This window comes from Azoarcus sp. CIB, assembly GCF_001190925.1.
Classification (GTDB): domain Bacteria; phylum Pseudomonadota; class Gammaproteobacteria; order Burkholderiales; family Rhodocyclaceae; genus Aromatoleum.
The window spans coordinates 1,880,481-1,902,969 of record NZ_CP011072.1; the positions used below are offsets into that span (position 1 = coordinate 1,880,481).

At 61.3% G+C, this 22,489-nt stretch carries 31 protein-coding genes; 16 read left to right on the forward strand and 15 right to left on the reverse strand.

Translation table 11 applies throughout. The features are described 5' to 3' along the window. Window positions 1-2 precede the first annotated feature (2 nt). Together AzCIB_RS08330 and merR are read right to left on the reverse strand one after the other, a co-directional pair. A complete protein-coding gene (locus AzCIB_RS08330; RefSeq protein WP_083446927.1) occupies window positions 3-497 on the reverse strand; it encodes a MerR family transcriptional regulator in 495 nt (164 codons plus the stop codon). Window positions 498-653: 156 nt separating this feature from the next. Continuing rightward, window positions 654-1,067 (reverse strand): mercury resistance transcriptional regulator MerR, encoded by a 414-nt coding sequence (gene merR / locus AzCIB_RS08335; protein ID WP_502685649.1) that lies wholly within the window; start codon window positions 1,065-1,067, stop codon window positions 654-656. A 39-nt stretch (window positions 1,068-1,106) separates the two neighbouring features. Here merR and merT point away from each other — a divergent pair, with 39 nt between their 5' ends. The 3 genes from merT to AzCIB_RS24870 are packed head-to-tail and all read left to right on the forward strand — an operon-like array spanning window position 1,107 to window position 2,025. Beyond that, window positions 1,107-1,481, forward strand: coding sequence for a mercuric ion transporter MerT (gene merT, locus AzCIB_RS08340; RefSeq protein WP_050415470.1), 375 nt, complete (start codon window positions 1,107-1,109; stop codon window positions 1,479-1,481). Between the two features lie 14 nt (window positions 1,482-1,495). Then, entirely contained in the window at window positions 1,496-1,783 is a 288-nt protein-coding gene (gene merP / locus AzCIB_RS08345) for a mercury resistance system periplasmic binding protein MerP (RefSeq protein WP_502685650.1), read from the forward strand. After that, complete coding sequence (locus AzCIB_RS24870; RefSeq protein ID WP_083446928.1) at window positions 1,780-2,025, forward strand: GDCCVxC domain-containing (seleno)protein; 246 nt, start codon at window positions 1,780-1,782, stop codon at window positions 2,023-2,025. Before merP ends, AzCIB_RS24870 begins: the two co-directional genes overlap by 4 nt. Here the strand turns inward: AzCIB_RS24870 and AzCIB_RS08350 are convergent. Continuing rightward, window positions 2,000-3,331, reverse strand: coding sequence for a heavy metal sensor histidine kinase (locus AzCIB_RS08350; RefSeq protein WP_050415471.1), 1,332 nt, complete (start codon window positions 3,329-3,331; stop codon window positions 2,000-2,002). The genes AzCIB_RS24870 and AzCIB_RS08350 overlap by 26 nt on opposite strands. A gap of 2 nt (window positions 3,332-3,333) precedes the next feature. After that, window positions 3,334-4,020: a heavy metal response regulator transcription factor gene (locus tag AzCIB_RS08355; RefSeq protein ID WP_050415472.1), complete on the reverse strand. Its 687-nt coding sequence runs from the start codon at window positions 4,018-4,020 to the stop codon at window positions 3,334-3,336. A 168-nt stretch (window positions 4,021-4,188) separates the two neighbouring features. Between AzCIB_RS08355 and AzCIB_RS08360 the strand changes: the two genes are divergently transcribed. The 10 genes from AzCIB_RS08360 (at window position 4,189) to AzCIB_RS08405 (ending at window position 13,712) form a co-directional block, all read left to right on the forward strand. Further along, the gene (locus AzCIB_RS08360; protein ID WP_050415473.1) at window positions 4,189-4,527 is read left to right on the forward strand and encodes a DUF4148 domain-containing protein; all 339 of its coding nucleotides are present in this window, start codon (window positions 4,189-4,191) and stop codon (window positions 4,525-4,527) included. Window positions 4,528-4,657: 130 nt separating this feature from the next. Further along, the gene (locus AzCIB_RS08365; protein ID WP_050415474.1) at window positions 4,658-5,005 is read left to right on the forward strand and encodes a hypothetical protein; all 348 of its coding nucleotides are present in this window, start codon (window positions 4,658-4,660) and stop codon (window positions 5,003-5,005) included. 131 nt (window positions 5,006-5,136) lie between these two features. After that, window positions 5,137-6,399 (forward strand): TolC family protein, encoded by a 1,263-nt coding sequence (locus tag AzCIB_RS08370; RefSeq protein WP_050415475.1) that lies wholly within the window; start codon window positions 5,137-5,139, stop codon window positions 6,397-6,399. Between the two features lie 17 nt (window positions 6,400-6,416). After that, window positions 6,417-6,980 carry a hypothetical protein gene (locus tag AzCIB_RS08375; protein WP_050415476.1) on the forward strand — a complete coding sequence of 188 codons (564 nt, stop codon included), beginning with the start codon at window positions 6,417-6,419 and terminating at the stop codon, window positions 6,978-6,980. Continuing rightward, the gene (locus AzCIB_RS08380; protein ID WP_050415477.1) at window positions 6,977-8,089 is read left to right on the forward strand and encodes an efflux RND transporter periplasmic adaptor subunit; all 1,113 of its coding nucleotides are present in this window, start codon (window positions 6,977-6,979) and stop codon (window positions 8,087-8,089) included. Before AzCIB_RS08375 ends, AzCIB_RS08380 begins: the two co-directional genes overlap by 4 nt. A 15-nt stretch (window positions 8,090-8,104) precedes the next feature. Then, window positions 8,105-11,224: an efflux RND transporter permease subunit gene (locus AzCIB_RS08385; RefSeq protein WP_050415478.1), complete on the forward strand. Its 3,120-nt coding sequence runs from the start codon at window positions 8,105-8,107 to the stop codon at window positions 11,222-11,224. Between the two features lie 41 nt (window positions 11,225-11,265). After that, window positions 11,266-11,652, forward strand: a complete 387-nt coding sequence (locus AzCIB_RS08390) for a hypothetical protein (RefSeq protein ID WP_050415479.1) — start codon at window positions 11,266-11,268, stop codon at window positions 11,650-11,652. Between the two features lie 66 nt (window positions 11,653-11,718). Continuing rightward, window positions 11,719-12,069, forward strand: coding sequence for a hypothetical protein (locus tag AzCIB_RS08395; RefSeq protein WP_050415480.1), 351 nt, complete (start codon window positions 11,719-11,721; stop codon window positions 12,067-12,069). 112 nt (window positions 12,070-12,181) lie between these two features. Beyond that, on the forward strand, window positions 12,182-12,739 hold the full coding sequence (locus tag AzCIB_RS08400; protein WP_050418289.1) for an ankyrin repeat domain-containing protein: 558 nt from the start codon (window positions 12,182-12,184) through the stop codon (window positions 12,737-12,739). A 166-nt stretch (window positions 12,740-12,905) separates the two neighbouring features. Continuing rightward, window positions 12,906-13,712, forward strand: coding sequence for a hypothetical protein (locus AzCIB_RS08405; protein ID WP_050415481.1), 807 nt, complete (start codon window positions 12,906-12,908; stop codon window positions 13,710-13,712). Here the strand turns inward: AzCIB_RS08405 and AzCIB_RS24425 are convergent. Continuing rightward, window positions 13,705-13,968, reverse strand: coding sequence for a hypothetical protein (locus AzCIB_RS24425; RefSeq protein ID WP_050415482.1), 264 nt, complete (start codon window positions 13,966-13,968; stop codon window positions 13,705-13,707). The two genes, AzCIB_RS08405 and AzCIB_RS24425, sit on opposite strands and share 8 nt — an antisense overlap. Before the next feature lie 195 nt (window positions 13,969-14,163). Between AzCIB_RS24425 and AzCIB_RS08415 the strand changes: the two genes are divergently transcribed. From AzCIB_RS08415 to AzCIB_RS24645, 3 genes are all read left to right on the forward strand, one after another. Continuing rightward, a complete protein-coding gene (locus tag AzCIB_RS08415) occupies window positions 14,164-14,526 on the forward strand; it encodes a YgdI/YgdR family lipoprotein (RefSeq protein WP_050415483.1) in 363 nt (120 codons plus the stop codon). A gap of 99 nt (window positions 14,527-14,625) precedes the next feature. Further along, window positions 14,626-14,775, forward strand: coding sequence for a hypothetical protein (locus tag AzCIB_RS24640; RefSeq protein ID WP_232299470.1), 150 nt, complete (start codon window positions 14,626-14,628; stop codon window positions 14,773-14,775). Then, complete coding sequence (locus tag AzCIB_RS24645) at window positions 14,721-14,990, forward strand: ankyrin repeat domain-containing protein (RefSeq protein ID WP_232299392.1); 270 nt, start codon at window positions 14,721-14,723, stop codon at window positions 14,988-14,990. Before AzCIB_RS24640 ends, AzCIB_RS24645 begins: the two co-directional genes overlap by 55 nt. A gap of 402 nt (window positions 14,991-15,392) precedes the next feature. Here AzCIB_RS24645 and copK (AzCIB_RS08425) read toward each other — a convergent pair whose 3' ends face one another. The 10 genes from copK (AzCIB_RS08425) to AzCIB_RS08465 all read right to left on the reverse strand — a co-directional run bounded on the left by copK (AzCIB_RS08425) (window position 15,393) and on the right by AzCIB_RS08465 (window position 22,348). Then, window positions 15,393-15,674 (reverse strand): periplasmic Cu(I)/Cu(II)-binding protein CopK, encoded by a 282-nt coding sequence (copK, locus tag AzCIB_RS08425; protein ID WP_018992678.1) that lies wholly within the window; start codon window positions 15,672-15,674, stop codon window positions 15,393-15,395. Between the two features lie 235 nt (window positions 15,675-15,909). After that, window positions 15,910-16,191 carry a periplasmic Cu(I)/Cu(II)-binding protein CopK gene (gene copK / locus AzCIB_RS08430; RefSeq protein ID WP_026296319.1) on the reverse strand — a complete coding sequence of 94 codons (282 nt, stop codon included), beginning with the start codon at window positions 16,189-16,191 and terminating at the stop codon, window positions 15,910-15,912. Window positions 16,192-16,307: 116 nt separating this feature from the next. After that, the gene (locus AzCIB_RS23715) at window positions 16,308-16,700 is read right to left on the reverse strand and encodes a CzcE family metal-binding protein (protein WP_083446929.1); all 393 of its coding nucleotides are present in this window, start codon (window positions 16,698-16,700) and stop codon (window positions 16,308-16,310) included. Between the two features lie 244 nt (window positions 16,701-16,944). Next, window positions 16,945-17,226: a periplasmic Cu(I)/Cu(II)-binding protein CopK gene (copK, locus tag AzCIB_RS08435; RefSeq protein WP_018992676.1), complete on the reverse strand. Its 282-nt coding sequence runs from the start codon at window positions 17,224-17,226 to the stop codon at window positions 16,945-16,947. Between the two features lie 1,708 nt (window positions 17,227-18,934). Beyond that, complete coding sequence (locus AzCIB_RS08440) at window positions 18,935-19,180, reverse strand: hypothetical protein (protein ID WP_050415484.1); 246 nt, start codon at window positions 19,178-19,180, stop codon at window positions 18,935-18,937. 151 nt (window positions 19,181-19,331) lie between these two features. Next, a complete protein-coding gene (locus AzCIB_RS08445; RefSeq protein ID WP_232299431.1) occupies window positions 19,332-20,111 on the reverse strand; it encodes an HD-GYP domain-containing protein in 780 nt (259 codons plus the stop codon). Then, window positions 20,111-20,764: a methyltransferase family protein gene (locus AzCIB_RS08450; protein WP_018992671.1), complete on the reverse strand. Its 654-nt coding sequence runs from the start codon at window positions 20,762-20,764 to the stop codon at window positions 20,111-20,113. The genes AzCIB_RS08445 and AzCIB_RS08450 overlap by 1 nt, the downstream gene beginning before the upstream one ends. Next, the gene (locus tag AzCIB_RS08455; RefSeq protein WP_050415485.1) at window positions 20,761-21,024 is read right to left on the reverse strand and encodes a DUF2933 domain-containing protein; all 264 of its coding nucleotides are present in this window, start codon (window positions 21,022-21,024) and stop codon (window positions 20,761-20,763) included. The genes AzCIB_RS08450 and AzCIB_RS08455 overlap by 4 nt, the downstream gene beginning before the upstream one ends. A 14-nt stretch (window positions 21,025-21,038) precedes the next feature. Further along, complete coding sequence (locus AzCIB_RS08460; RefSeq protein ID WP_232299393.1) at window positions 21,039-21,509, reverse strand: hypothetical protein; 471 nt, start codon at window positions 21,507-21,509, stop codon at window positions 21,039-21,041. Then, complete coding sequence (locus tag AzCIB_RS08465; RefSeq protein WP_232299394.1) at window positions 21,506-22,348, reverse strand: class I SAM-dependent methyltransferase; 843 nt, start codon at window positions 22,346-22,348, stop codon at window positions 21,506-21,508. Before AzCIB_RS08465 ends, AzCIB_RS08460 begins: the two co-directional genes overlap by 4 nt. Between the last annotated feature and the right edge of the window lie 141 nt (window positions 22,349-22,489).

The following is a 22,489-nucleotide window of genomic DNA, read 5'->3' on the forward strand; positions in this document are numbered from 1 at the left end:
GTTCAGCACTCCACCGCGCGGACCTGGCGCGGCGGCGCGGCGCCACTTGCCGGCGCCTGGCTCGCCTGCGGTTCGCCCGCCGGGATTGCCGTAACGGGGTCCGCTGCCAGCGCCGCGATGATCGGACACGGCTGCGACCGTGGCGCGCGGGCGCAGCAGGAGGCCAGACCTTCGAGCGCCGACGCCATCGCCTCCAGTTGCGCGATGCGCGCGCGAATCTCCGCGGCACGGCGCCGGGTCAGCTCGCGGACGTGCAACTGGTCGCGCTCGGCGCTCAATGCCACCAGTTCGGCGACATCATCGAGAGAAAACCCCAGCTCCAGCGCGCGCTTGATGAAACGCAGGCGCTGCACATCCTCGGCCGCATATTCCCGGAAACCGCCCGCCACCCGTTGTGGCTCGTGCAGCAAGCAGCGCCGCTGGTAATAACGCACGGCCTCCACCCCGACCCCGGCGGCGTCGGCGAGTTTTCGAATGGTGAAGGCGTGGGCGGGCATGGCGGTGGTCGGGCAATCTGTAACTCAGTTTTCAGATACGGAGTTTAGTCAAGGCGTTCGCCGATGTCCATGCAGTAATGGCGCCTCTGTTTGTAGTGAAGAGCATCGAGCGTCGGCAAAACAAACGGGGAAACGCGCTCAATCTGGCCAATTCGATCACGGGCGCCCCTGCAACGAAGCAATGAGTGGGCAGGTTACCGCCCCATGTGACGATCCGCAGCGGGCAACCAACTGGCTCAGCACCGCTTCGATGTTGCGCAGATCAGCGAGTCTCACTTGCACGTCCCCGAGTTTGAGTTCGGCGAGGCTACGCGCTTCGTCGCAATGGGCGCCGTCCTCCAGTTTCAGCAGTTCGCCGACTTCATCCAGCGAAAAGCCGAGCCGTTGTGCAGATTTGATAAAGCGCACCCGGGCAAGGTCCTCGTCGGCGTAGCGGCGAATGCTGCTGCGCGGCCGTTCAGGTTCGGGAAGCAGGCCCTTGCGCTGGTAGAAACGGATGGTCTCGACGCCGACCCCCGCCGCTTCTGCCAGAACCCCGATGGAGAAACCCGCTGAGGGGATTTTCATCATGCTTGACTCCGTACTTAAGTACGGAAGTAAGCTTACACCATGCACCCGAAAAGCTCGATCGAGAATCCCCCGCGCCGTGATGGGCGCGGCAGCCTGCTCACCGGCGGTGTGGCAGCCATCCTGGCTTCCGCCTGCTGCGTAGGGCCATTGGTGCTGCTTGCGTTCGGCGTCTCCGGTGCATGGATTGGTACTCTGACGGCCCTTGAGCCCTATCGCCCGCTGTTCATCGCGCTGGCCGTGGCGTCGCTGGTGCTGGCCTGGCGACACATCTGGCGACCCGTCGCGACCTGCCCGCCAGGCGCGGGGTGCGCGGTCCCGCCGGCCGACCGGCTGTACAAACTGCTGTTCGCGGTCGTGACCGTGCTGGTGCTGATCGCGCTGGTCTTTCCCGCCATCGCACCCTGGTTCTATTGAGAGGAGATCCGCAGGTGAGAATACGTCCGCTGATGCTGGTTTCGTTGGCCACGTTCGCCCTGCCGACATGGGCGGCATCCACGACGGTCACGCTGTCCGTGCCGACGATGGACTGCCCGGTCTGCCCGATCACCGTCAAGAAAGCGCTGAGCAAGGTTGCCGGTGTGGAGGCGGTCACGGTGAGCCTCGACCGGCGCGAAGCGATCGTCACCTTCGACGACGTCAAGACGACTGTCGAGACACTGACTCGCGCCACCCGGGACTCGGGCTATCGGTCGAGCCTCGCGGAGCGCAAGCCATGAGCGGGATCGTTCTCGAATCGACATTGTCCTGTCCGGCGTGCGGTCACGCGAAGACCGAAACGATGCCGACGGACGCATGCCAGTGGTTCTATGAGTGCGAGCGGTGCCACACCGTAATCAGGCCGCTGCCGGGTGACTGTTGTGTGTTTTGTTCGTACGGCACCGTGCCTTGTCCCCCCATTCAGGCGCTCGGTCGCCCGCGTACCTCCACCGGCATTAGCAATTCCCGCCCGACAGACTGAAGCCGATCGTCGTTCTGCCGGCGGACGACCGGGCGAACGGTTGCCCGCCATGCATGCGCGCGATCGCTGCGACGATCGACAATCCGAGCCCGTGATTGGTGCTTCCGTGTTCGCGCGCCGCGTCCGCCCGATAGAAGCGGTTGAACAGGTGTGGAAGGTGTTCCGTGGAAATCTCCGGCCCGACGTTGCTGACGGACAAACGAACGCCGCCAGATTTGTCGAGCTCGATATCCAGATCGATCATTGACCCGCGCTGCGCAAACCGCGTGGCGTTGGCAAGGAGGTTCGACACGGCCCGCCGCAACAACCCTGCATCGAACGCGCCGCCGCTGTCCCCGCAAACGCGAACACGCACACCGGCTTCCTGTAGTGCCGCATCGTGGAACTCGACGACCTCGGTCACAAGCGCGGCGAGGCTGACGACAGGGCTTCGGCGCGCCCGTTCGCCGAGATCGGCTTTTGACAGGAACAGCATGTCATTGACGAGGCCCGCCAGGCGGTGCAGGTCCTCGAGGTTCGATCCCATAACGTCCCGCAGTTCCGGCACGCCGCGCTCGCGGCTCAGGGCGAGTTCGGTCTCGCCGATCAGCGTCGCCAGCGGAGTGCGCAGTTCGTGAGCGACGTCTGCATTGAAGCCTTCCAGTTGCTGATAGGCGCTATCCAGTCGCACGAGCAGTGCGTTGAACTGCGCGACCAGCGGTTGCAGCTCCTGTGCCTGCGCGGAACCATCCAGCGGCTGTCCGACGTTTTCCGGACTGAGTGCCGCGGCTTGTCGAGCCAGGTCGCGGACGGGCAAAAGCGCGCGTCGCACGAGCCACGCACCACCGGCGGAGACGAGCACGGCGCCGGCCAGCGCACTCGCCAGTAGCGTCCACGCCAGTTGCCTCAGCAATTGGGCATCGGAACTGCTGTCGAGCGCCAACTCGGCACGCAGCACGGTTGTGCCCGACCACGGCGAGGGGATCTCGAATTCAACCCGACGCAGGTTCGCGGGGGGCTCGGGGGCCGGCGGCGTCATGTAGAGGAGCGTCTCGGCGTCCCCGGTCAGCCGTAGTTTGAGGTCGGCATGGCCGATGAAGAAATCGTCGAGCTTGTGACGCAGGCTCGGCAGATCCTCCGGTGTCGCGATCTCGCGGACAAGGTGGCGGATCACGTCCTGTTTGTGCCGAAGCTCCTCAGCCTGCCTGGCGGAAAAGTTGAGGCTGGTGGCCACATACACGACGGCGCAGACGAATCCGAGCCCGATGAAGGTCTGCACGGCAAGCCACCATGACAGCCAACGGCCAAGCGAACGCGAATTACGCATCCTCAGGGCTCCCGGTCTTCCAGGACGTAGCCCATGCCGCGCACGGTGTGCAGCAACTTCCTCGCGAAGGGGTCATCGAGCTTGCTGCGCAGGCGGCGCACGGCAACCTCCACAACATTCGTATTGCTGTCGAAGTTCATGTCCCACACCTGCTCGGCCAGCGCGGTGCGCGACAGCACCTGTCCGTGCCGGCGCAAGAGCAAGGTCAGCAGCGTGAATTCCTTGGCCGTCAGATCGAGCCGCTGCCCGGAGCGCGACGCCTTGCGCCGCACCAGATCGAGTTCGAGGTCGGCCAGGCTGAGGACCGTGAGATCCTGACCGGCCGTCGGAATGGCGCCACGCCGCAACAGCGCGTGTACGCGTGCGAGCAGTTCGGACAGGGCGAAAGGTTTTACGAGATAGTCATCCGCCCCCGCCTGCAGCCCCTTCACGCGATCCTCCACCCTGTCCCGCGCGGTGAGCATCAGCACCGGTACGTGCTTGTCGCGCCGCATTTCGCGCAGGACGGCGAAACCGTCCAAGCCCGGCAGCATGACATCGAGCAGGACGAGATCGTAATGCCCTTCGATCGCGAGGTAGCGCCCCTCGGTGCCGCTGTGTGCGACATCGACGACGTAGCTGCTTTCGGTCAGTGCCTTGCGCAGGTATTCGGCGAGTTTGGGTTCGTCTTCAACGACCAGGATTTTCATACACGAATTATCGCGAAGAGCGCAGCGCGCCGACATTACGAATTCGTAATCGGGCTGTTCGCGATTCGACGTGGACGGTTTTCTACAGTACGTCCCGTGCCCGGTTTGACGGCACCTGACGATGCCCCAGCCGTGCCATACCCCGAATTGACGACAGGAAAGCCCATCATGCCCAAGATCCGTACCGCCACCCTCGTGTCCTTGCTCACCGCCGTCCTCGTTGCGCCGACCGGGGCGCAGGCCGGTTCGCTGTGGCACCCCGCCAACAATGAAGCCGGTTTCACCTTTCATCCCGACCATTCCACAAGCACCAAGACGCGCGCCGAAGTGCTGAAGGAACTCGAGGAGGCCAAAGCCGATGGCAGCTACTCGTCCATGCTGCGCGGCCTGCCCCCGCCTTCCCGCGACGTCGGACCCGGCAAGACCCGCGAAGAGGTGATCAAGGAACTCCTGGCCATGACGCCCGAGGAGCGGGCGCGCATGGACGAACTCTATGGTGACAATTGACGCGGTGGTGATATGCGCGCGGGCTGGATGCCACTCAACCCATGGCATCGCAGGGCCCCGCGCAGTCTCGACGTGAGTCCTCAGCAGTCCAGCCCCCATTTTCATGCCTCTTGCCGCTACAATGCGCCGCATGCGCCGCTGGCTTGCGATTCTCTTCATGGTGTTCCTGCCGCTCCAACTGGGTTGGGCCGCGGTGAGTGCCTATTGCCAGCACGAGTCGGGGGCGGCGGCGAAACACCTGGGTCATCATGACCACCAGCATCAAGCCGCGGCTGGCGACGAGCCCGGATCGAAAGCAGCAGGAACCGATTTCGATTGCAGCTTCTGCCAGGCGGCGACTTGCACCGCACTGCCGAGCGATGTGGGAGCGTCATCGACCGACATCCTGACTTCCCTCGCCATCGCCTCCACTCCGATGGGGTTGCTCCCGGGACATCCCTCCGAGCCCGAACGTCCGAAATGGGGCCTCCCTGCCTGATCGGCAGGGTGGTCGCTTTCATTCTCTTTCCGGCAGTTTCACCGTTATGAACGGTATTGCCGCGCGTCCATTGCGATCGAGCTGATCGCGCCTTGCCGATTTTCCGTGTCTCGTCATCAACGGAGAATTGGATGTTTCGAAGAATTCGCATCAACTGGCTGCCGGGGCTGCTGCTCGGACTCGCGGCCAGCGGGGCGTGGGCGCAAGCCGCGTCCCCTGCATCACCGATCGTAACGACTCTCAGACAGGCGTTCGACGCCGCTTGGGCGCGTCAGCCCGAAGCCCAGTCGCGCGACATGCGCCGGGCGGCTGCGCTGGCGCGACGCGAGAGCGCCGACAGCTGGTCGGCCGAACCGCTGGCACTCGAAGTGTCGGGCAAGTCCGACCAGATCCACCGCAACGACGGCAGCCGCGAATACGAGATCGGGCTTGCGGTGCCGCTGTGGTTGCCCGGCGAACGCGCATCGACCGCGGCTCTCGCCGATGCCGAAGTGCGCGCGAGTACGAGCCGCACGCTTGCGGCACAGCTGCGTACGGCCGCTGCGGTGCGGGCCGCGTACTGGGATTGGCAGCGCGCGCGGATCGATGTCCTGGTCGCACGCGAGCGGCTTGCCAACGCCCGCGAACTCACCTCGGATGTATCGAAACGGGTTCGGGCCGGCGATCTCGCTCGGGCCGACCAGCATCAGGCGGACGGAGCGCTCGCGACCGCCGAAGCGGCGCTCGCCGAAGCCAGCGGCGCGTTTGCGAGCGTTGAACAACAGGTGCGCTCCCTGACCGGCGTGACACCTGCGCCTGCTGCGGAAGGGCTCCCCGTGGCCGAAGCGGAGCCCGTCCCTGCCACCCCTTCTGCACCAGAAGTGGGGCATCCTGCTGTCGCCGAACTGCGCGATCGGGCGGAGCTTGCACAACGCAGCATGAACCTCGCCGGGGTTCAGGGCCGCGCCAATCCCGAGCTGCGTCTGGCGACGACGCGCGAGCGCGGCGCATCCGGCGAATCCTGGCAACAGACGGTGACGGTCGGCGTACGCATTCCATTTGGGTCCGATACCCGCAACCGCGCTCGTGTTGCCAGCGCCAGTGCCGAGGCGATCGAAGCCGAATCCCAGCTTCGACTGGAACGCGAACGCCTGGCGACCGAAGTGGACACGGCACGCGTCCGGGTCGAATCGGCGCGCACCTCGGTCGCCTCTGCCGAGCGGCGCGCGCAATTGGCGCATGAGTCGCGCGGCTTCTTCCAGAAGGCGTTCCGCCTCGGCGAAACCGATCTGCCGACCCGCCTGCGCATCGAACTCGAGGCCGCCGAAGCCGAGCGTCAGGTGGCGCGCACCCGCATCGAACTGGCCGCGGCCGTGTCCGCGCTGCGGCAGGCCATGGGCCTTCTTCCCGAATGAACACCAGGAACCCGAACATGAAAGCTTCCCCTACCCTGGCGGCGTGGAGTCTTGCCGTCGTCCTTGCGGGCGTCACGCCCCAGGCCTTGGCCGGCGAAGGACACGACCACGGTGACGCCCCGGCGCCCGCGGCCGGCCCGGCGCTGCCGCGATTCACCGCCGTCTCGGATCTCTTCGAACTGGTCGGCGTGGTCGACGGCAAGAACATCACGCTCTATCTCGACCGCTTCACCGACAACAGCCCGGTCAAGGACGCGACGCTGGAGCTTCAACTCGACGGCAAGGCGATTTCCGTCGAGCCTCATGCCGACGGCGAATTCGAAGCCACCTTGCAGGAAGCACTCAAGCCGGGCGTCGTGTCCGTGACGGCCACGGTCGTTGCCGGACAAGACACGGATCTTCTTGCCGGCGAGCTGGATCTGCATGAAGAAGCCACCGAAGCGCACGACGATACGGCCGGACCAGGCTTGAAACCCTACGCAGGGTGGGTGAGTGCCGGCGTTCTCGTGCTCGGACTCGTCGGATGGGCCGCGTTGCGCAAGGGAAACGCCCGCAACCGTTCGGCCGGAGGTGTCGCATGAAACCGCGAATCCTGCTGGTCATCCTGTGCCTCATCACCGCCGGTGCATCGTGGAATGCATTCGCCGGAGACGGTCACGACCACGGCGACGAGGACACGGCGCCCGTCGGCGGCAATGGTCCGCGACGGCTGCCCGATGGCAGCGTATTTCTGCCCAAGCCGGCACAACGCCAGATCGGCGTGCGCACGTTGGTCACGGAAGCGGGCGAGCTGCCCCGCACGGTGGCGCTCGCCGGCAAAGTCGTCATGGACCCCAACGCGGGCGGAAAGGTGCAGGCGGCGGTCGCCGGCCGCCTCGAAGCCGGGCCGCGTGGCTTGCCCGGGATCGGGCAGACGGTGAAAAAGGGCGAGGTGCTCGCGTACGTCGTGCCATCGGCGGGGCAGATTGAGCGCTCGAACCAGATGGCCCAACTAGCCGAATTGCGGGCCGCCAAAGTGCTCGCGGAAAAGCGCGTGGCGCGGCTGAAGGAGCTCGCCGACACGATTCCGCGCAAGGAAATCGAGGCGGCCGAGAGCGAACTCGCGAGTCTCGCGGCCCGCGCGACGGCGGTGGGTGCGGGGCTCAGCAATCGCGATGCGCTCATGGCACCCGTCGCGGGCGTCATCGCATCGAGCAACGCGGTCGCCGGGCAAGTCGTCGATGCCCGCGAACTGGTGTTCGAGATCGTCGATCCGAAGCGCCTGCGCGTCGAGGCGCTGGCCTACGATGCCGACACTGCCGTCGATGTCGCCGGCGCGAGCGTTGCGGTGGGCGAGCAACGCGTGAAGCTCGATTTCCTTGGCGCGGCGCGCAGTCTGCGCGAGCAGGCACTGCCGCTCGCTTTCGGTGCCGCGGGCGATTCGCTGGCGCGCTTCGCCGTCGGGCAACCGGTCGAGGTGTTCGTGCAGACGCGCAGCACGCTGCAGGGCGTCAGTGTGCCCGCAGGATCGGTGCTGAAGAACCCGGCGAACCAGACCATCGTGTGGGTCAAGACCGCGCCGGAGCGCTTCGAGCCCCGCACCGTCACGACCGCGCCGCTCGACGGGGCAAATGTGGCGGTGACGTCGGGCCTCGCGGCCGGGGAGCGCGTCGCCACAAACGCGGCCACCCTCATCAACCAGATCCGCTGACGGGGAGCCCGACCGATGTTCAAGTGGCTACTCGACAATAGTCTCGGAAACCGGCTGCTGGTGATCATCGCCAGCCTGGTGTTGATGGCTTACGGCGCATTCACGCTCACACGCACGCCCGTGGACGTGTTCCCGGACCTCAACAAGCCGACGGTCACAATCATGACCGAATCCGGCGGCATGGCGGCGGAGGAAGTCGAACAGCTCATCACCTTCCCGCTCGAAACGACGATGAACGGCCTGCCCGGCGTGGAGTCGGTGCGCTCCATTTCGACTGCAGGGCTGTCCTTTATCTACGTCACCTTCGACTGGAGCACCGAGATTTTTCGGGCCCGGCAGATGGTGTCGGAGCGCCTGTCCGCGATGGAGGAAGGACTGCCTGAGGACGTGATTCCGCGCATGGGGCCGATCAGCTCCGTGATGGGCGAAATCATGCAGATCGCGATCCCGATCGACACCGCGAAAATCTCGCCGATGCAGGTGCGCGAATACGCCGACTGGGTGCTGCGTCCGCGTCTCATGGCAATCCCCGGCATCGCTCAGGTCATCCCGATCGGCGGTGAAGTGCGGCAGTTCCAGGTGCAGCCGGATACGCGGCGCATGGCGGAACTCGGCATCTCGCTGGAGCAGATGGAAGCAGCGATCCGCGGGTTCTCGTCGAACACCTCGGGCGGCTTCCTTGAACTCACCGGGCGCGAATACCTGATCCGCAACCTCGGACGTACCTCGAATCTGGAGGATCTGAAGAATCTCGCGATTACCGCACGCGACGGTCAGCCGATCCTAATGCGCCAGATCGCGGCCGTGACCTTTGCCCCGGCGCTGCGACGTGGCGATGCGGGTTTCGAGGGCAAGCCGGCGGTCATTCTCGGCATCCAGAAGCAGCCGACCGCGGACACCATTCACCTCACCCGCTCGATCGAGGCCGCGCTGGACGAAATGAAGAAATCGTTGCCGACTGGCATGGATGCGCCGGCGGTAACTTTCCGTCAGGCAAGCTTCATCGAGGCGTCGATCGGCACGCTCCAGGGCAAGCTGATTGGCGCGTCCGTGTTCGTAGCGGCGATCCTGTTCTTCTTTCTCGGCACGCTGCGGCCGACGGTGATTGCGCTCACTGCGATCCCGGTGTCGATCTTCATGACGGCGCTGGTATTCAAGTATTTCGGCCTGTCCATCAACACGATGACGCTGGGAGGCCTCGCCATCGCGATCGGTGGTCTGGTCGACGACGCTGTTGTCGGCGTCGAGAACGTGCTGCGCCGGCTCAAGGAAGAGCGGGTCAAGCATCCCGATCACCGGCTCCACCCTATCGAACTCGTCGCGCACGCGACGATGGAAGTGCGCTCGGCCATCCTCTACGCGACGATCATCATCGTGCTGGTGTTTCTGCCGTTGTTCGCGTTGCCAGGTATGGAGGGGCGGCTCTTCGTGCCGCTCGGTATCGCGTTTATCGTCTCGACGCTGGCGTCGCTGGTCGTGTCGGTGACGGTGACCCCGGTCCTGTCCTTCTATCTGCTGCCGCGCATGAAGTCGCTCGAACACGGCGACACGCGCCTGCTTGCCTGGCTCAAGGCGCGCTATCGCGGTGGCTTGCAGGCGGTCCTCGATCGCCCCAAGGCGGCCGTGACCGCGGGAGCCATGGCTGTCGTGATCGCCGCGGTGGCCGTGCCGTTCTTCCCGACGACCTTTCTGCCGCCCTTCAATGAAGGCACCCTGCTGATTGGCATGCGGCTCAACCCGGGGGTGACGCTCGCCGAGTCGACGGCGCTCGCGCAGCAGGCCGAGGTGCTGGTGAAACAAGTGCCTGAAGTCACACACGTCGGACGCCGCAGCGGACGTGCGGAACTCGATGAACATGCCGAAGGCGTGCACGTCAGCGAACTCGATGTCGGGCTCAAACCGGCATCTGAACTCACCCGCTCGATGGGGGAAATCGCCGCCGACATCCGCGCGCGGCTCGTGAACCTGCCAGCTGCGATCGCGATCGGTCAGCCGATCTCGCACCGCATCGATCACATGCTCTCGGGCGTGCGCTCGCAGATCGCGATCAAGATCTTCGGCGAGGATCTCGACACGCTGCGGGGTCAGGCCGATGCATTGCGGGCTCGGCTCGCCGGGATCCCCGGACTCGCGGACCTCGAGATCGAGAAGCAGGTGCTCGCGCCGCAGATCAAGGTCCGCATCGACTATGCGGCGGCGGCGCGTTACGGCGTGCCGGCACCGCAGATCCTCGCCGCGCTGCAGAACCTCGTCGAAGGCGAGAAAGTCACCCAGATCGTCGAAGGCGGACGGCGTTTCGCGCTGGTCGTGCGCCTGCCCGAGTCGGCGCGGTCGGTCGAGGGGCTCGCGCAGATTCTCATCGAAACCCCGACCGGGCATGTCCCGCTGTCGAAACTCGCGTCCATCGAGGACGGCGACGGGCCGAACCAGGTCAGCCGCGACGATGGCAAGCGCCGCATCGTGCTGTCGGCCAATGCGCAGCAGCGCCCGCTGTCGGAGATCGTCGAGGACATCCGCACCTCGGTAGCCGATATGAAGCTACCCGAGGGCTACTTCATCACGCTCGGCGGGCAGTTCCAGGCGCAGGAGGAAGCCTCGCGCCTCGTCGGACTGCTCTCGATCGTGTCGCTCGTGCTGATGTTTGTCGTGCTCTACAGCCGCTACAAGTCGGTACGGCTCTCGGCGTTGATCATGTCCAACATTCCGCTCGCGCTGGTCGGTGCAGTGATTGGCCTGTGGATCTCCGGCCAGCCTTTGTCGGTTGCGGCGCTGATCGGCTTCATCACGCTCGCGGGCATCTCGGTACGTAACGGCATCCTGAAGGTCAGCCACTACATCAACCTGATGCGCATCGAAGGCGAAGGTTTCGATCACGCAATGATCCTGCGCGGCTCGCTGGAACGTCTCTCCCCGGTGCTGATGACCGCCCTGGTCACCGCCTTCGCGCTGGCCCCGCTGCTATTCGAGGCCGAACGCCCGGGCACCGAGATCCTGCATCCGGTCGCCGTGGTGATCTTCTCGGGGCTCATCAGCTCGACGCTGCTCGATACCTTCCTCACCCCGGCGATGTTCTGGCTCTTCGGTCGCCGCGACGTCGAGCGCCTGCTCAACGACCGCAATGCCGAAGCGTTCTAACGCTGATGCGCTTGCACAATCAAATCCTGAAAGGAGAAAACATGAAACTCTCGAAGCTCATCGCCTTGGTTGCCCTGGTCGCCGTCGGTCCTGCTTTCGCGGCGGACAAGCACGATCATGCCCACGGACATGAATCCCTGCACGGTGGCGTGGTCGTCGAGGTCAAGGATATCGACCTCGAGCTCGTCGCCAAGCCTGACGTCATCCAGCTGCACCTGCGCGATCACGGTAAGCCGGTCGATGTAGCCAATGGCAGCGCGAAGCTCACGCTCCTGGCCGGCACCGAAAAGCAGGACGTCGAACTGAAGCCTGCCGGCGACCGGCTGGAGTCCAAGGGGAGCTTCAAGGTGGGCGCTGGCACCAAGCTGGTGGCCGTCGTCACGCTGCCGGGCAAACCCTCCACCACCGCGCGCTTCACGCTGAAGTGACGCCGTCCGGCTGCCTGCAGCACGTCGCTGCGGGTGGCCTTCCCATGTGATCAAAAAGGTGACCCAATGAAAACTTTTGCTGCAGGAATGGTTGTCGTGGCCCTCGGTGGATTGGGCGGATGTGCGAGCCCCACCGTGCTCGAAGGGAAATACTCCGAGGCGGACGGGTGGCGCAAAGGAACCGTCGTCGAGATCGGCCCGGCGAAAAGTCTGAAGCGGCCCGCGTTTTATGACTGCAGGACCGAGGCGTCGTATAAGGATGACAACGAGCAATATGTGCTGGTCGCGCTATTAACAAATGGACACCCCCATGCACGTGCAGCGAAGTTGCCCGCCGACGCGCAATTGCAGATCGGTGACAAGGTCTACGTGAACTTCAAGGACTGCAGCGCGCCAATCCTGAAACGCAGCTCATGAACGTTCGACCGGTAGGCACTCTCTTGATGTACTTGCCGCGCGGGACGCGGGGGATCGTTGCGATTGATCAGCGGTCGGAGAAACCTTGGTTGGTCTGCTCAGGGCCCACACGATGAGTGACGACATCCATTACGAAGCTTGGGGCGATCGAGTCGACCCAGCACTGCTCGAAGCCGTTCGCGATGGCAACGTCCCGGAGGTGCTGAGGTGGCTGGAAAACGGACTGCCGGCCAACTGGCAGGACACCGAGGGGTGCAGCCTGATCTTCCTCGCCGCCTATCACCGCCAGTGGGCTATCATTGACAGCCTGTTGGCGCACGGCGCATCGGTCGACCTGCCCGATCGCAGAGGATGGACTCCGCTCTTCTGGGCCGCCTTCAACAGCCATGCGGACATCGTCTCATTCTTGATCGGGCGCGGTGCCAATCCCGACGCGCGGACTAACGACGGGGAGTGGCCCTTGTTCTGGGCGGTTTACAAAGGCCACACGGCCGTCGTCCGCTACCTCTTGCTCGGCGGCGCGAAGCGGAACCAACTCGATGTGGATGGTCATGACGAGCTCTGGCTCGCACGCACCTTGGGGCGACAAGAAATCGTCACCATCCTTGAAGGGCAGCGGACGCGACACTTGACTCACCCCCAGCCAGGGAATTCCGACGGGTTCGTTTAACCCCGCCCTACTGCTCCACTCGTACAAGTCGAAATAACTGCTTGGCAAACCGGAAGCCAACGTAAGCTTCAAACTGAAGTGATGTAGTACCTTTTGCCGGAGTACGCGACACTGCCGCGCACTCCGGCGCTCTGATTCAGAGCCGTCATATCCTCAAGGAATCATCATGTCAATTCATCGTTTCATCCTGGCACTGGCCATGACCTTCGGTGTTCCCCTCCATGCCACAGCCGATGGAGCCAAAAAGATCCAGGACAATTCATTCCTGATCGAGGAGGCATACAACCAGGAAGCCGGCGTGGTTCAGCACATTCAGAGCTTTATGTACCTCCGGCAGTCCAAGGAGTGGGCCTACACCTTCACGCAGGAATGGCCGATTCCCGACGAAACCCACCAGCTTTCATACACAATTCCAGTCCTGCGGGTCGCCGATCCGACTGCATCGACCGGCATCGGCGACATCGCCCTCAACTACCGATATCAAGCGATCGGTACGGAGGGCGTCGCCTTCGCGCCTCGCCTGTCGGTCATCGCGCCTTCCGGAGACTACCGAAAAGGGCATGGCACTGGCGCTATTGGCATTCAGGTGAACCTGCCCCTGAGCGTTGAGTTATCCGACTCAGTGGTCACTCATTGGAATCTCGGGGGAACCTACACGCCGAACTCCAGAGAGTCTGGCGGCGCCCGCGCTGATACCGTAGGGTCGAACTACGGTGCCAGCATCATTTACTTGGTGAGCGCGAACTTCAACCTGATGTTGGAGGCGGCCGGGACGAATTTCGAAGCAGTTCAGGCGGACGGCAGTAGACAACGTGAGAAGACGATGTTCATCAACCCCGGCTTCCGCTATGCGACCAACTTCGATTCGGGCCTCCAGGTTGTGTCGGGGGTTTCCCGGCCGATCGGTGTCGGCCCGTCTTCGGGAACGCAGGGTATATTGCTCTATGTGTCGTTGGAGCACCCGTTCAAGTAAGGTCACGGCCCGATTGCCATCGAGAGAACACGCGTCGCCGTGCACGGAACCCCGAGTCAACAAGGGCCACACGTCGGTTGTCCGGCATCTTCTGATCGGCGGTGCGAAGCGCAACCAGCTCGACGCGGACGGACATGACGAGCTCAGGCTCGCGCAGACGTTGGGGCGGCACGACGTCGTCACCATCCTTGAAGGGCAGCGCTTCAAACGTGACGTTTGACGCAATCGGCAGGTCGTCGACCGCCCATATCGTCATGCGCGAATGAGCTCAAGACACGCAGCCTGCCGACATTACGAATTCGTAATCGGGCTGTCTGCAATTCGACAGGGAAAGTCTTCTACAGTGAGTCCAGTACGCGGTTTCACAGATGCCATGATTGCGTACCCCCAAGATGGCAGAAGCAGATTCATCCTGCCCGACATTCCCTCTGCCGTTTCTGGAGGTCATCCCATGAAGACAATTATGGTCGCTACCGCTGTTATGGCCCTTGTAGCGCTGAGCGGATGTGCGAGCCCCACCGTGCTCGAAGGGAAATACTCCGAGGCGGACGGGTGGCGCAAAGGAACCGTTGTCGAGATCGGACCCGCGAAAAGTCTGAAGCGGCCCGCCTTTTATGACTGCAGGACCGAGGCGTCGGGCACGGAAGGCAGCGATCAGTATGTGATGATCGCGCTTTTGAGCCATGGACACTCGCATGCGCGCGCCGCCAAGTTGCCCGCCGACTCGCAATTACAGGTCGGCGACAAGGTCTACGTGAATTTCAAGGACTGCAGCGCACCAATCCCGAAACGCAGCTCATCGCCATCGGACTAGCAACAGTTCAATTGATGTGCTCATCGCGCGGGACGCCGGGGATTGTGGCGAAGGATCAACGCCCGCAGAGTCCGGGTTCGCCTCGTCAGGACCAAGACGATGCATTACGACATCCAGCACAAAGCCAGGCGCGATCGAGCGGCCCCGAAGCTGCTCGACGCGGTTCGCCAGGGCAAGGTCCCGGAAGTGCTGAGATGGCAGGAGGACGGACTGCCCGTCGCTTCGCAAGATACCGAGGGGGGCACCTGATCTTCCTGGCGGCATTTCACCGTCAGTGGGCCGTTATTGACAACCTGTTGGCGCACGGTGCATCGGTCGACCTACCCGATCGCCGCGGGTGGACGCCGCTCTTCTGGGCCGCTTTCAAGGGCCATGCGGACATCGTTTCATTCCTGATCGGCCGTGGCCCCAACCCCGACGTGCGGAACTCGGACGGGGAGTGGCCTCTGTTCTGGGCCGCCTAAAAGGGCCACACGTCGGTTGTTCGACATCTTCTGATCGGCGGTGCGAAGCGCAACCAGCTCGACGCGGACGGACATGACGAGCTCTGGCTCGCGCAGATGTTGGGGCGGCACGACGTCGTCACCATCACCGAAGGACTGCGCGCCCAACGTATGAAGCATCCTCCTCCCGGAAACTCCGACGGAGCACTTTGATCCAGCAGCTTCGCGGACGTCACGCAAGACGCATGGCTGCCGCAACTTGGTAGGCTGGTCAAACTGAAACCAGGTCAGCCCCCCTCCGGCACGCCTTCCGGCGACGTATTGACCTACGAGTTCGCCCTGCGGATCGTCGGAAGAACGCCGGGGATGCAAGAACAACACCGGCTCGGGGCCGGTGTCAGGCGAACACTTGTAATGGGAGCGTCAGCGACCGCCGCGATTTGGATGCAAGGCCCTTTCAAGACGCCAGATTTCATCGCCCTTCATCATGATCTTCTGGCCATCCTTAGTCTCCATCACGTGCCCCTCCGCCATCCTTTCAACCCGGCCGAATTTGTTCTCCATGGCCATCTTGCCATCCTTGAAAACATAAACCGTCGATCCATCCTTCATTACATACGATTTTTCTACGTTACTCTCGTCAACTGCAAGGGCCGACGTCGCGACCAAGACCGAGGCTGCTGCGACAATGAGTTTTTTGAGCATGATTTACTCCTTTAAATTCGCAACCTGTGGCTGACAGTTTAGCGGGAGATCAACAGGCATATTCTCCGCTTTAGTCACGCTCCGCGTGCTTCATGCCAGCCATAAGTTCACAGTTCAGATTTTCCAACAAAACTTGGCACGGACGTATCAACCTCCCCTCGGCGCAGACTGAGAAAACCTAGTATCAGCAACCGCACCACAAGAAGTCGGGCACTCCCAAAAATTCAAGGGAGAGTCAACTACCTCCACGATCACGATGCAACTCGCGCTCGAGACGCCAGATTTCATTGCCCTTCATCATGATCCTCTGACCGTCCGTTGTTTCCATCGTGTGTCCTTCCTTCATGGTAACAAGGCGCCCCAATTTGTCCTCCATGGCCATCTTTCCATCCTTGAATACATAAACCGTTGATCCATCCTTCAACGGATACGACTTCGTCACGTTCCCCTCATCTACGGCCAACGCAGACGCGGTAACGAGGAACGATGCAGCAACAATTGCGAGCTTACTAAGCATAACAAACTCCTCGTAGAGGATATGTGAATCAAGAATGTTGGGGCCGTGCGCGCCGTACTTGACACCTTTGTTCTGCACAACGCCGTTGTTTACGCCCCACTCCCGATGCTCTGCCCTCACTGACCTCCTCGGTACATCGGATTCTCGTCAACATATACGGTTACCTGCTCCGTGCCAGGGATGATTTCCGACAGCGGAAAACTAGAGGTTCCCAAGGTATCGAAGGTCCACGTAACAGTTTTTTCTCCGACGCGTATTGCAATCGTTTCCATTCTCACAACGTTGATATGGCGGGTCTGATTGTCAATGGTTATGCTCCGCTCCGCCGTCGCCAGCGATGCGTATCCATAGCGGGCAGCCTGGCGTGCATGAGCGGCGCTTGCGGCAACCCGGATTAAAGCTCCAACTTGCGTTTCGCTCGGCGCGGAATACTGCTCACCAGCAAGTGCGCTCGCTGTCCCAAACAGCAGTATTGATGCGTAAGCTACGCTAGATTTAGTAGTTTTCATCCTTCACTCTCCCGCAGTATTTGGCTCTATCGCTCGACTTCGCTACACCACGAGTAGATATTAGCCTGGAGCGCCTTACGGCAGAATGACTTTCCGATTACTTCCTACTCATCCTCCTGCAACCTTGCGGAAAGCAACAACGTTGTTTAAGCAGGGATTACGCACCACCGACAGCAGATCGGCCTGCTCCGCCGTTACAGCGCGCAGGCCGATCAATCGTCGCCACACGACGGTCGCAAACAATTCAGTTTGTCTGATGCTCGCGATGCAGCTCGTTCTCTAGACGCCAGATTTCGTTACCCTTCATCATTATTTTTTTTCCATCCTTTGTTTCCATCGCATGACCTTCCTTCATCGTAACAACTTGCCCAACTTTGTTCTCCATCGCCATCTTGCCGTCCTTAAAGACGTAGACGGTGGAGCCATCTTTCAACTCATAGGCTTTCTCGACATTTCCTCGGTCCACTGCGAATGCCGAGGTGGCGATGATCACGGATGCGGCTGCGGCGATTGCTTTCGTAAGCATGATTGACTCCTGACAGTTAAGTGGTAGAACTTAAAAACTAACCTTTACTGCACGACGCCTTTTGGATGTGAAACCGGTGTGCTATCTGCAAGAAGCCATCTCGCTTGATTGGTCCTGGGGAATGATTATGAACCGCAATATCTGCCGTGCCACTGCTATCTCGGCGCTGCTGTTCACAACGGCCTCGTCGGCAATCGCACACACTGACTATTCAGAAGCTGGCACTTCGCACTGGGTCCTTATCGAGTGACCGTAACCTGATGGTAGCTGCGAGCATCTGACATTGGCATGACGTAACAATTACATTTCAGTCATCGCTGTGTCATTTTGTAAAAACCACTGTGAGCACGTATATAATTTATCCATGCACGCTCTGACAACGCAACAAATCCTTAGCCAAGAGCATTCGCGCGCCGGAGAACTAAAAGTGCAAAATCCTGTCCTGACCGAGAATCGTTAAGCAGAGCACTTCTCGGAGTAGACGGGCAGCTCTTCTTTCGAACGGATCCCAGATTTACGGAATCCACTTTGGAGTTCCAGTCATGCTCATATGCGAACTGCTCGCTGCCCATTTCATGACACCTTCGGCGATTTCGTTGTGCGTCCGACAAAGATGGATTGGCAAGCTGGACGATCACGTTCGCCAATGAAATTTGGCTGGCGCAGCTATCCGCGATCACCGATTGGAGCTCGTCGATGATGTTCTTCCTGACCATGATGCCCCTTGCAAAGTAGCCGCTGACAAGTCACGACATGAGCCGCCAGTATTAATAACGAATGCGTACGGGCTATGATGCGAAATGGAATGTGCCGTCGCTTGCGGCAACATTCAGTTGCCACTACACGTGCAAATGAATGATTCTGTGATTGCCCCGTGTTTGCACCGTCCCGGAGTTGTAGTCACGGGGTGTCTTCGCATTCAACTTGCTACGGGGAATTCGTTGCTGGAGATAGGAAAAATGGAGTCGCGGAAGCACTATGCAACATGGCTAGAGCTTGCTGTTGCACCTGAATGGATGCGAGGTTCATGCAAAATCAAGGTGCACGAGGTTGGCGGAAGAGGACGGCCTTGCTTTGCTATTTCAATGAATAACCGGTGGTTGTGCGCAGCCAGCGGATGCCTGACCGTATTCTTCGGCCTCGGTTCGGCGCTGCATTTCCTGAAGCTTTGGCGCATCGAAAATTTTGAACCTGGCGAGGCTCACATTGGCAGTGTCGAATGTAGCGACTCCCGCCACTGTCTCAGCATCGGGGGCGATGGCAGTCTGAGGCGTTGCAGGGCCAACCCGAGTAAGTAACGCTCAAGGACCCACTTCCGCTTCTTGTCTGGCAGGTCGATGCCGTTGTCGAGAGGGGAGCGTCCATCTCATTGCTTACGCAGAGCCCACTCTGCTGGCATCGAAGATGCGTTGCTTTCGATACAGGCGCAGCGACGGGTATGGACTGCGCCGGCAGATTGACTGAAGGCGCCTGCCTTTCCCTCGCCTTGTAGACATCCCTCACTCGAGGGATGTCGGCTATATATGATTCTTCTTAGAGTCTTACCCTGTCTTCACGATCGCGCAGGATTGAAACCTCTCGATGAAAGCTCTTTATTTCGCCGTCCTCATTTGAAACCTCGCCGGCTCCAATGCCTCCCGTCTGGGAAGCGCGGTTTTTGGCAGTGATTGATTTCTAAAGCGGGCGCGCAGTAAGTCCTGCGAATTGATTACAGGTGCTTATGGAACTTGCTGTGATCGTGGAGAACTTTCTTCGCGTGTTGCGGCGTCGCTTCCGCACTCTTCTGTGCGGGAACAGCGAGCTTCTCTTGCATATGGTTATGGGGGCTGACACGGCCTTCGGTCTTCTCGTTCTGCGCCGCCACAGGTGCAGTCGTTGAGGCAGCGTTCCCCGCGGGCGCCAGGATTGCAGACGCGGATAACAGAGTCGTGATAAGAATCAGCTTCGTTGTCATGGCACGATCTCCCACAAAAAACACTATCGAAGTGCGCTACTGTCGCCTTGATCTGCGCACACCCTACCGGGAGTGTGCTCCACATAGGCTGTCGAGAGCATGACGCGGATATTACACATTCGTAACTGGATCAAATCGCACTTTAGGACTTCTAGGTTGATTTAGTGGGTTCAGACACGCATTTCATGTCCACCATCTGACGCAGTACGGCCTCCTCGGCGAGTAGTGCATTCACCGCAACAGGGTCGAATTGGCTGCCGGACATGTGGAGTATCTCCGCCTTCGCCGCATCAAATGTGAGCCCCTGACGGTACGGCCGGTCTGACGTCATGGCATCAAGGGTGTCGACAACGGCAAATAGCCTCGCACCGAAGGGAATATCCTCACCCCGCAGGCCACGCGGATACCCGCCGCCATCGAACCTTTCTTCATGACTGCGCACGATATCGGCCGCCTCTTCCATGCCGGCCAGTCGGCCAACTAACCGATGGCCATCATCCGGATGCCGACGCATGATGGTCCATTCGTTTTCCGTGAGCGGCCCTACCTTCAATAAAACACCATCCGGCACTCCGATTTTGCCCAAGTCATGCAGAAGAGCGCCCCAGTATATCTGGGCCAATCGCTGTTCATCGTTAGGAAAAATGCGCTTAGCCAGGACAACCGTGTGGCACGCAACACGCCGGGAATGCAAGCCAGTCTCATGCTCACGCAGATCAAGAGCATCTGCGAGCGCTTCTGCAAACGCAGCGTTCAGTTCACCACAGCGTGAGCACCCGCGGGACAACTCTTCGAGAAAACAGCGCTCACAAGTCTGCTGGCTTGATTTCCACGGCGTACGAGAAACGACACGGGTACCGCAGCAATGACACGTCCCTGCAAAGGTAGGTCGAAGCTCCAATGTGTGCCTCCCATGTAACGACGCACCCATCACTCGGTTGCATCGGGCGGTTGCCGCCCCAGGACAGGGATGAATGCCGGCGTGCGTTCCCGGTACTGCACGTAGGCTTCGCCAAATTCAACGAGTACGTCACGTTCTTCTTGGTGCGCCAGGCGCGCGTACACGATAAGCAACACGGGAAATAGCGCCAACGTGATCAATGTGGGCCACTGCAACAGGAATCCAAACATCACGAGGACGAAGGCAACATACTGAGGATGCCGAATTCTTGCATAGGGACCGGTGTCCGCCACGCGATGCTCACGCTGTGCGCGATAAAGCACCGGCCAAGCTTTTGAAAGCAACCAGAAACCGCCGACGATGAACGCCGTGCTAAGGAGATGAAACGGGCCAAAATGCGGGTTAGATCGCCAACCGAACATGACTTCGAGCAGGTGGCCCGAATCATGAGCGAGGAAATCAACACCCGGAAAGCGCGAGGATAGCCAACCGGACAGCACGTAGATTGTGAGCGGAAACCCGTACATCTCCGTGAACAAGGCGACGATGAAGGCGGAGTAAGCGCCGAGCGAACGCCAATCGCGCGTGCTGCGGGGCCTTGCGAAGCTGAACGCAAACGCGATGAAAAAGATTGAGTTGATGATGACCAGCGACCATAGGCCGTAGGAAGGCGTGTCGGTCATTTCTCATCTCCTTCCGTTTTATTCTGTGTGTCCCCCTGATTGTGCCCACCATGCCCACCGTGTCCGCCGTGCATGAAGATGTGCATCAACGGACAGGCCAACAGGAAAAGCCACGGCAAGATGCCGAGGAGATGAGCGCGGTGTTCAGTGAAGAGAAAAAACGCGGCCAGCGCGAGAAAGCCGAAGAATACCCATTTCACCCGTGAGTCAGCCCCCCCGCGTCTGTGGACCGGCTGTTCCCTATCATGTTGCTCTGACATGTCATAGCTCTCGGTTAGCGTCGGCGGTATTCGAAAAGTGCTTCGATCGGCTGTGCTATCCCGGGCCGTCGAACCTCGATGGCGATTCGGTATGGTCCATCACCGGACAGGATGAAGTAAGCGCCGAAGCTCAGCGCGTCGTCGATGTGCATGGGCTCAAGCCGCTTGTGCGTACCCGCCATGCCTAGTTCAGCGACGCTTGCCCGCACGTCGGCCTCGGTGATGCGTTGCCCAGCCGTATCGATGAGCGCGACGACTAGATGGTATGCATCCTTCTTGCTTGGAACTCCGCCATGCATGGCGCGTTCTTCATGAGGTGCCGGATGCTTGCCTGCCACCTGTGCCGGCATGAGCCCGTAATAGACTTCTATCCCTTGCACCGTCATGTGCTGCCCCGATTCGACCGCATGGGCGAACGCCGACGTGACCAGCATGACGAGCGCAGCCATCCAGCACCGAATCAATAGTGGGTACTCTTTTTTCATGATCCTTCTCCTTGCGTTGAGCCTGAACGTGCCACCCAGAGCGCTAGCAACTGCATCCAACGCCCCTGCATTTGGACAGAGCCGAACCCGTTTCGCTGCAGAAAAGCGGGAATCTCGCCGCGCAGGTTTCCGGCGGTCATTGGCATGGCCAACAAGGGCCAGAGCAGCCACCACCACAGCGGGTTCGCCGGCCGGTCGAGGTCGGCAATGACAAGACGTCCCGAGGGCTTCAGGACGCGGCGCACGCTCTTGAGCCCGGCTTCCTTCGCTTCCGGCGGGAGGTGATGCAACATCGCGCTCGCCAGCACCACGTCGAAGGTGGCGTCGGGAAATGGCAGCGTTTCGATGGCCGCAAGCTGGAAGCTCGCACGACTACCTGCGCGGGCGGCATTCTCACGGGCGACGACGATCATGGCCGGTGCCGCGTCAATGCCGATTGCCTCGCCCGACGCCTCGATCGCTTCTGCGGCGAGCCGGGTCAGAACGCCCGTGCCACAGCCGACTTCCAGCACGTGCTCGCCTGCCTGTAGTGCAGCATGGCGCAGCGTCTCCATCCGAAAGGCTTTGCCGAGGCCGAGTTTGGGGAAGTACCAGTCGTAGATCGGCGCGGCCCAGCCCATAGTCATTCCCGCCGTGCGGGGGGCGGGGCCAGGGGGAAAGGCGCCTGACCGGCGCAACTGCAGGCCGCCCCATACCAGCACTCCCGGGCAGGCGAGCAGAACGGCGACAAGCGTCGCACTTGGCCACGTGAGTCCCCACAGCGACACGACGACTGCTGCCACCCCGATCGCCAAGGCAGGACAGATCCACATCCAGTTGTCGATTGATCGTCGGCTCATGGCAATCTCCGATAGCGAGGACAACGCTGATTTGGCTAGGGCGAGAATGCTTTTTACGGGACGAGCACGTCTCGGGACGTTGACCGCGTTACATGCGAGGACATCGTTTCCCTACCCCCTATTAAGCGTTCTATGTCAGCG

Coding starts and splice junctions, on each gene's coding strand:
- copK (WP_018992676.1), bottom strand. CDS start 17,226: ATGCTTACGAAAGCAATCGCCGCAGCCGCATCCGTGATCATCGCCACC.
- AzCIB_RS08450 (WP_018992671.1), bottom strand. CDS start 20,764: ATGACCGACACGCCTTCCTACGGCCTATGGTCGCTGGTCATCATCAAC.
- copK (WP_018992678.1), bottom strand. CDS start 15,674: ATGCTCAAAAAACTCATTGTCGCAGCAGCCTCGGTCTTGGTCGCGACG.
- AzCIB_RS08370 (WP_050415475.1), top strand. CDS start 5,137: ATGTTTCGAAGAATTCGCATCAACTGGCTGCCGGGGCTGCTGCTCGGA.
- AzCIB_RS08395 (WP_050415480.1), top strand. CDS start 11,719: ATGAAAACTTTTGCTGCAGGAATGGTTGTCGTGGCCCTCGGTGGATTG.
- merT (WP_050415470.1), top strand. CDS start 1,107: ATGCACCCGAAAAGCTCGATCGAGAATCCCCCGCGCCGTGATGGGCGC.
- AzCIB_RS08455 (WP_050415485.1), bottom strand. CDS start 21,024: ATGTCAGAGCAACATGATAGGGAACAGCCGGTCCACAGACGCGGGGGG.
- AzCIB_RS08350 (WP_050415471.1), bottom strand. CDS start 3,331: ATGCGTAATTCGCGTTCGCTTGGCCGTTGGCTGTCATGGTGGCTTGCC.
- AzCIB_RS08465 (WP_232299394.1), bottom strand. CDS start 22,348: ATGAGCCGACGATCAATCGACAACTGGATGTGGATCTGTCCTGCCTTG.
- AzCIB_RS08360 (WP_050415473.1), top strand. CDS start 4,189: ATGCCCAAGATCCGTACCGCCACCCTCGTGTCCTTGCTCACCGCCGTC.
- AzCIB_RS08440 (WP_050415484.1), bottom strand. CDS start 19,180: ATGACAACGAAGCTGATTCTTATCACGACTCTGTTATCCGCGTCTGCA.
- merR (WP_502685649.1), bottom strand. CDS start 1,067: ATGATGAAAATCCCCTCAGCGGGTTTCTCCATCGGGGTTCTGGCAGAA.
- AzCIB_RS08385 (WP_050415478.1), top strand. CDS start 8,105: ATGTTCAAGTGGCTACTCGACAATAGTCTCGGAAACCGGCTGCTGGTG.
- AzCIB_RS08330 (WP_083446927.1), bottom strand. CDS start 497: ATGCCCGCCCACGCCTTCACCATTCGAAAACTCGCCGACGCCGCCGGG.
- AzCIB_RS24645 (WP_232299392.1), top strand. CDS start 14,721: ATGGCAGGAGGACGGACTGCCCGTCGCTTCGCAAGATACCGAGGGGGG.
- AzCIB_RS23715 (WP_083446929.1), bottom strand. CDS start 16,700: ATGAAAACTACTAAATCTAGCGTAGCTTACGCATCAATACTGCTGTTT.
- AzCIB_RS08390 (WP_050415479.1), top strand. CDS start 11,266: ATGAAACTCTCGAAGCTCATCGCCTTGGTTGCCCTGGTCGCCGTCGGT.
- AzCIB_RS24870 (WP_083446928.1), top strand. CDS start 1,780: ATGAGCGGGATCGTTCTCGAATCGACATTGTCCTGTCCGGCGTGCGGT.
- AzCIB_RS08380 (WP_050415477.1), top strand. CDS start 6,977: ATGAAACCGCGAATCCTGCTGGTCATCCTGTGCCTCATCACCGCCGGT.
- AzCIB_RS08415 (WP_050415483.1), top strand. CDS start 14,164: ATGAAGACAATTATGGTCGCTACCGCTGTTATGGCCCTTGTAGCGCTG.
- AzCIB_RS08375 (WP_050415476.1), top strand. CDS start 6,417: ATGAAAGCTTCCCCTACCCTGGCGGCGTGGAGTCTTGCCGTCGTCCTT.
- AzCIB_RS08405 (WP_050415481.1), top strand. CDS start 12,906: ATGTCAATTCATCGTTTCATCCTGGCACTGGCCATGACCTTCGGTGTT.
- AzCIB_RS08355 (WP_050415472.1), bottom strand. CDS start 4,020: ATGAAAATCCTGGTCGTTGAAGACGAACCCAAACTCGCCGAATACCTG.
- AzCIB_RS24640 (WP_232299470.1), top strand. CDS start 14,626: ATGCATTACGACATCCAGCACAAAGCCAGGCGCGATCGAGCGGCCCCG.
- AzCIB_RS24425 (WP_050415482.1), bottom strand. CDS start 13,968: ATGACGATATGGGCGGTCGACGACCTGCCGATTGCGTCAAACGTCACG.
- AzCIB_RS08400 (WP_050418289.1), top strand. CDS start 12,182: ATGAGTGACGACATCCATTACGAAGCTTGGGGCGATCGAGTCGACCCA.
- AzCIB_RS08445 (WP_232299431.1), bottom strand. CDS start 20,111: ATGGGTGCGTCGTTACATGGGAGGCACACATTGGAGCTTCGACCTACC.
- AzCIB_RS08460 (WP_232299393.1), bottom strand. CDS start 21,509: ATGAAAAAAGAGTACCCACTATTGATTCGGTGCTGGATGGCTGCGCTC.
- copK (WP_026296319.1), bottom strand. CDS start 16,191: ATGCTTAGTAAGCTCGCAATTGTTGCTGCATCGTTCCTCGTTACCGCG.
- AzCIB_RS08365 (WP_050415474.1), top strand. CDS start 4,658: ATGCGCCGCTGGCTTGCGATTCTCTTCATGGTGTTCCTGCCGCTCCAA.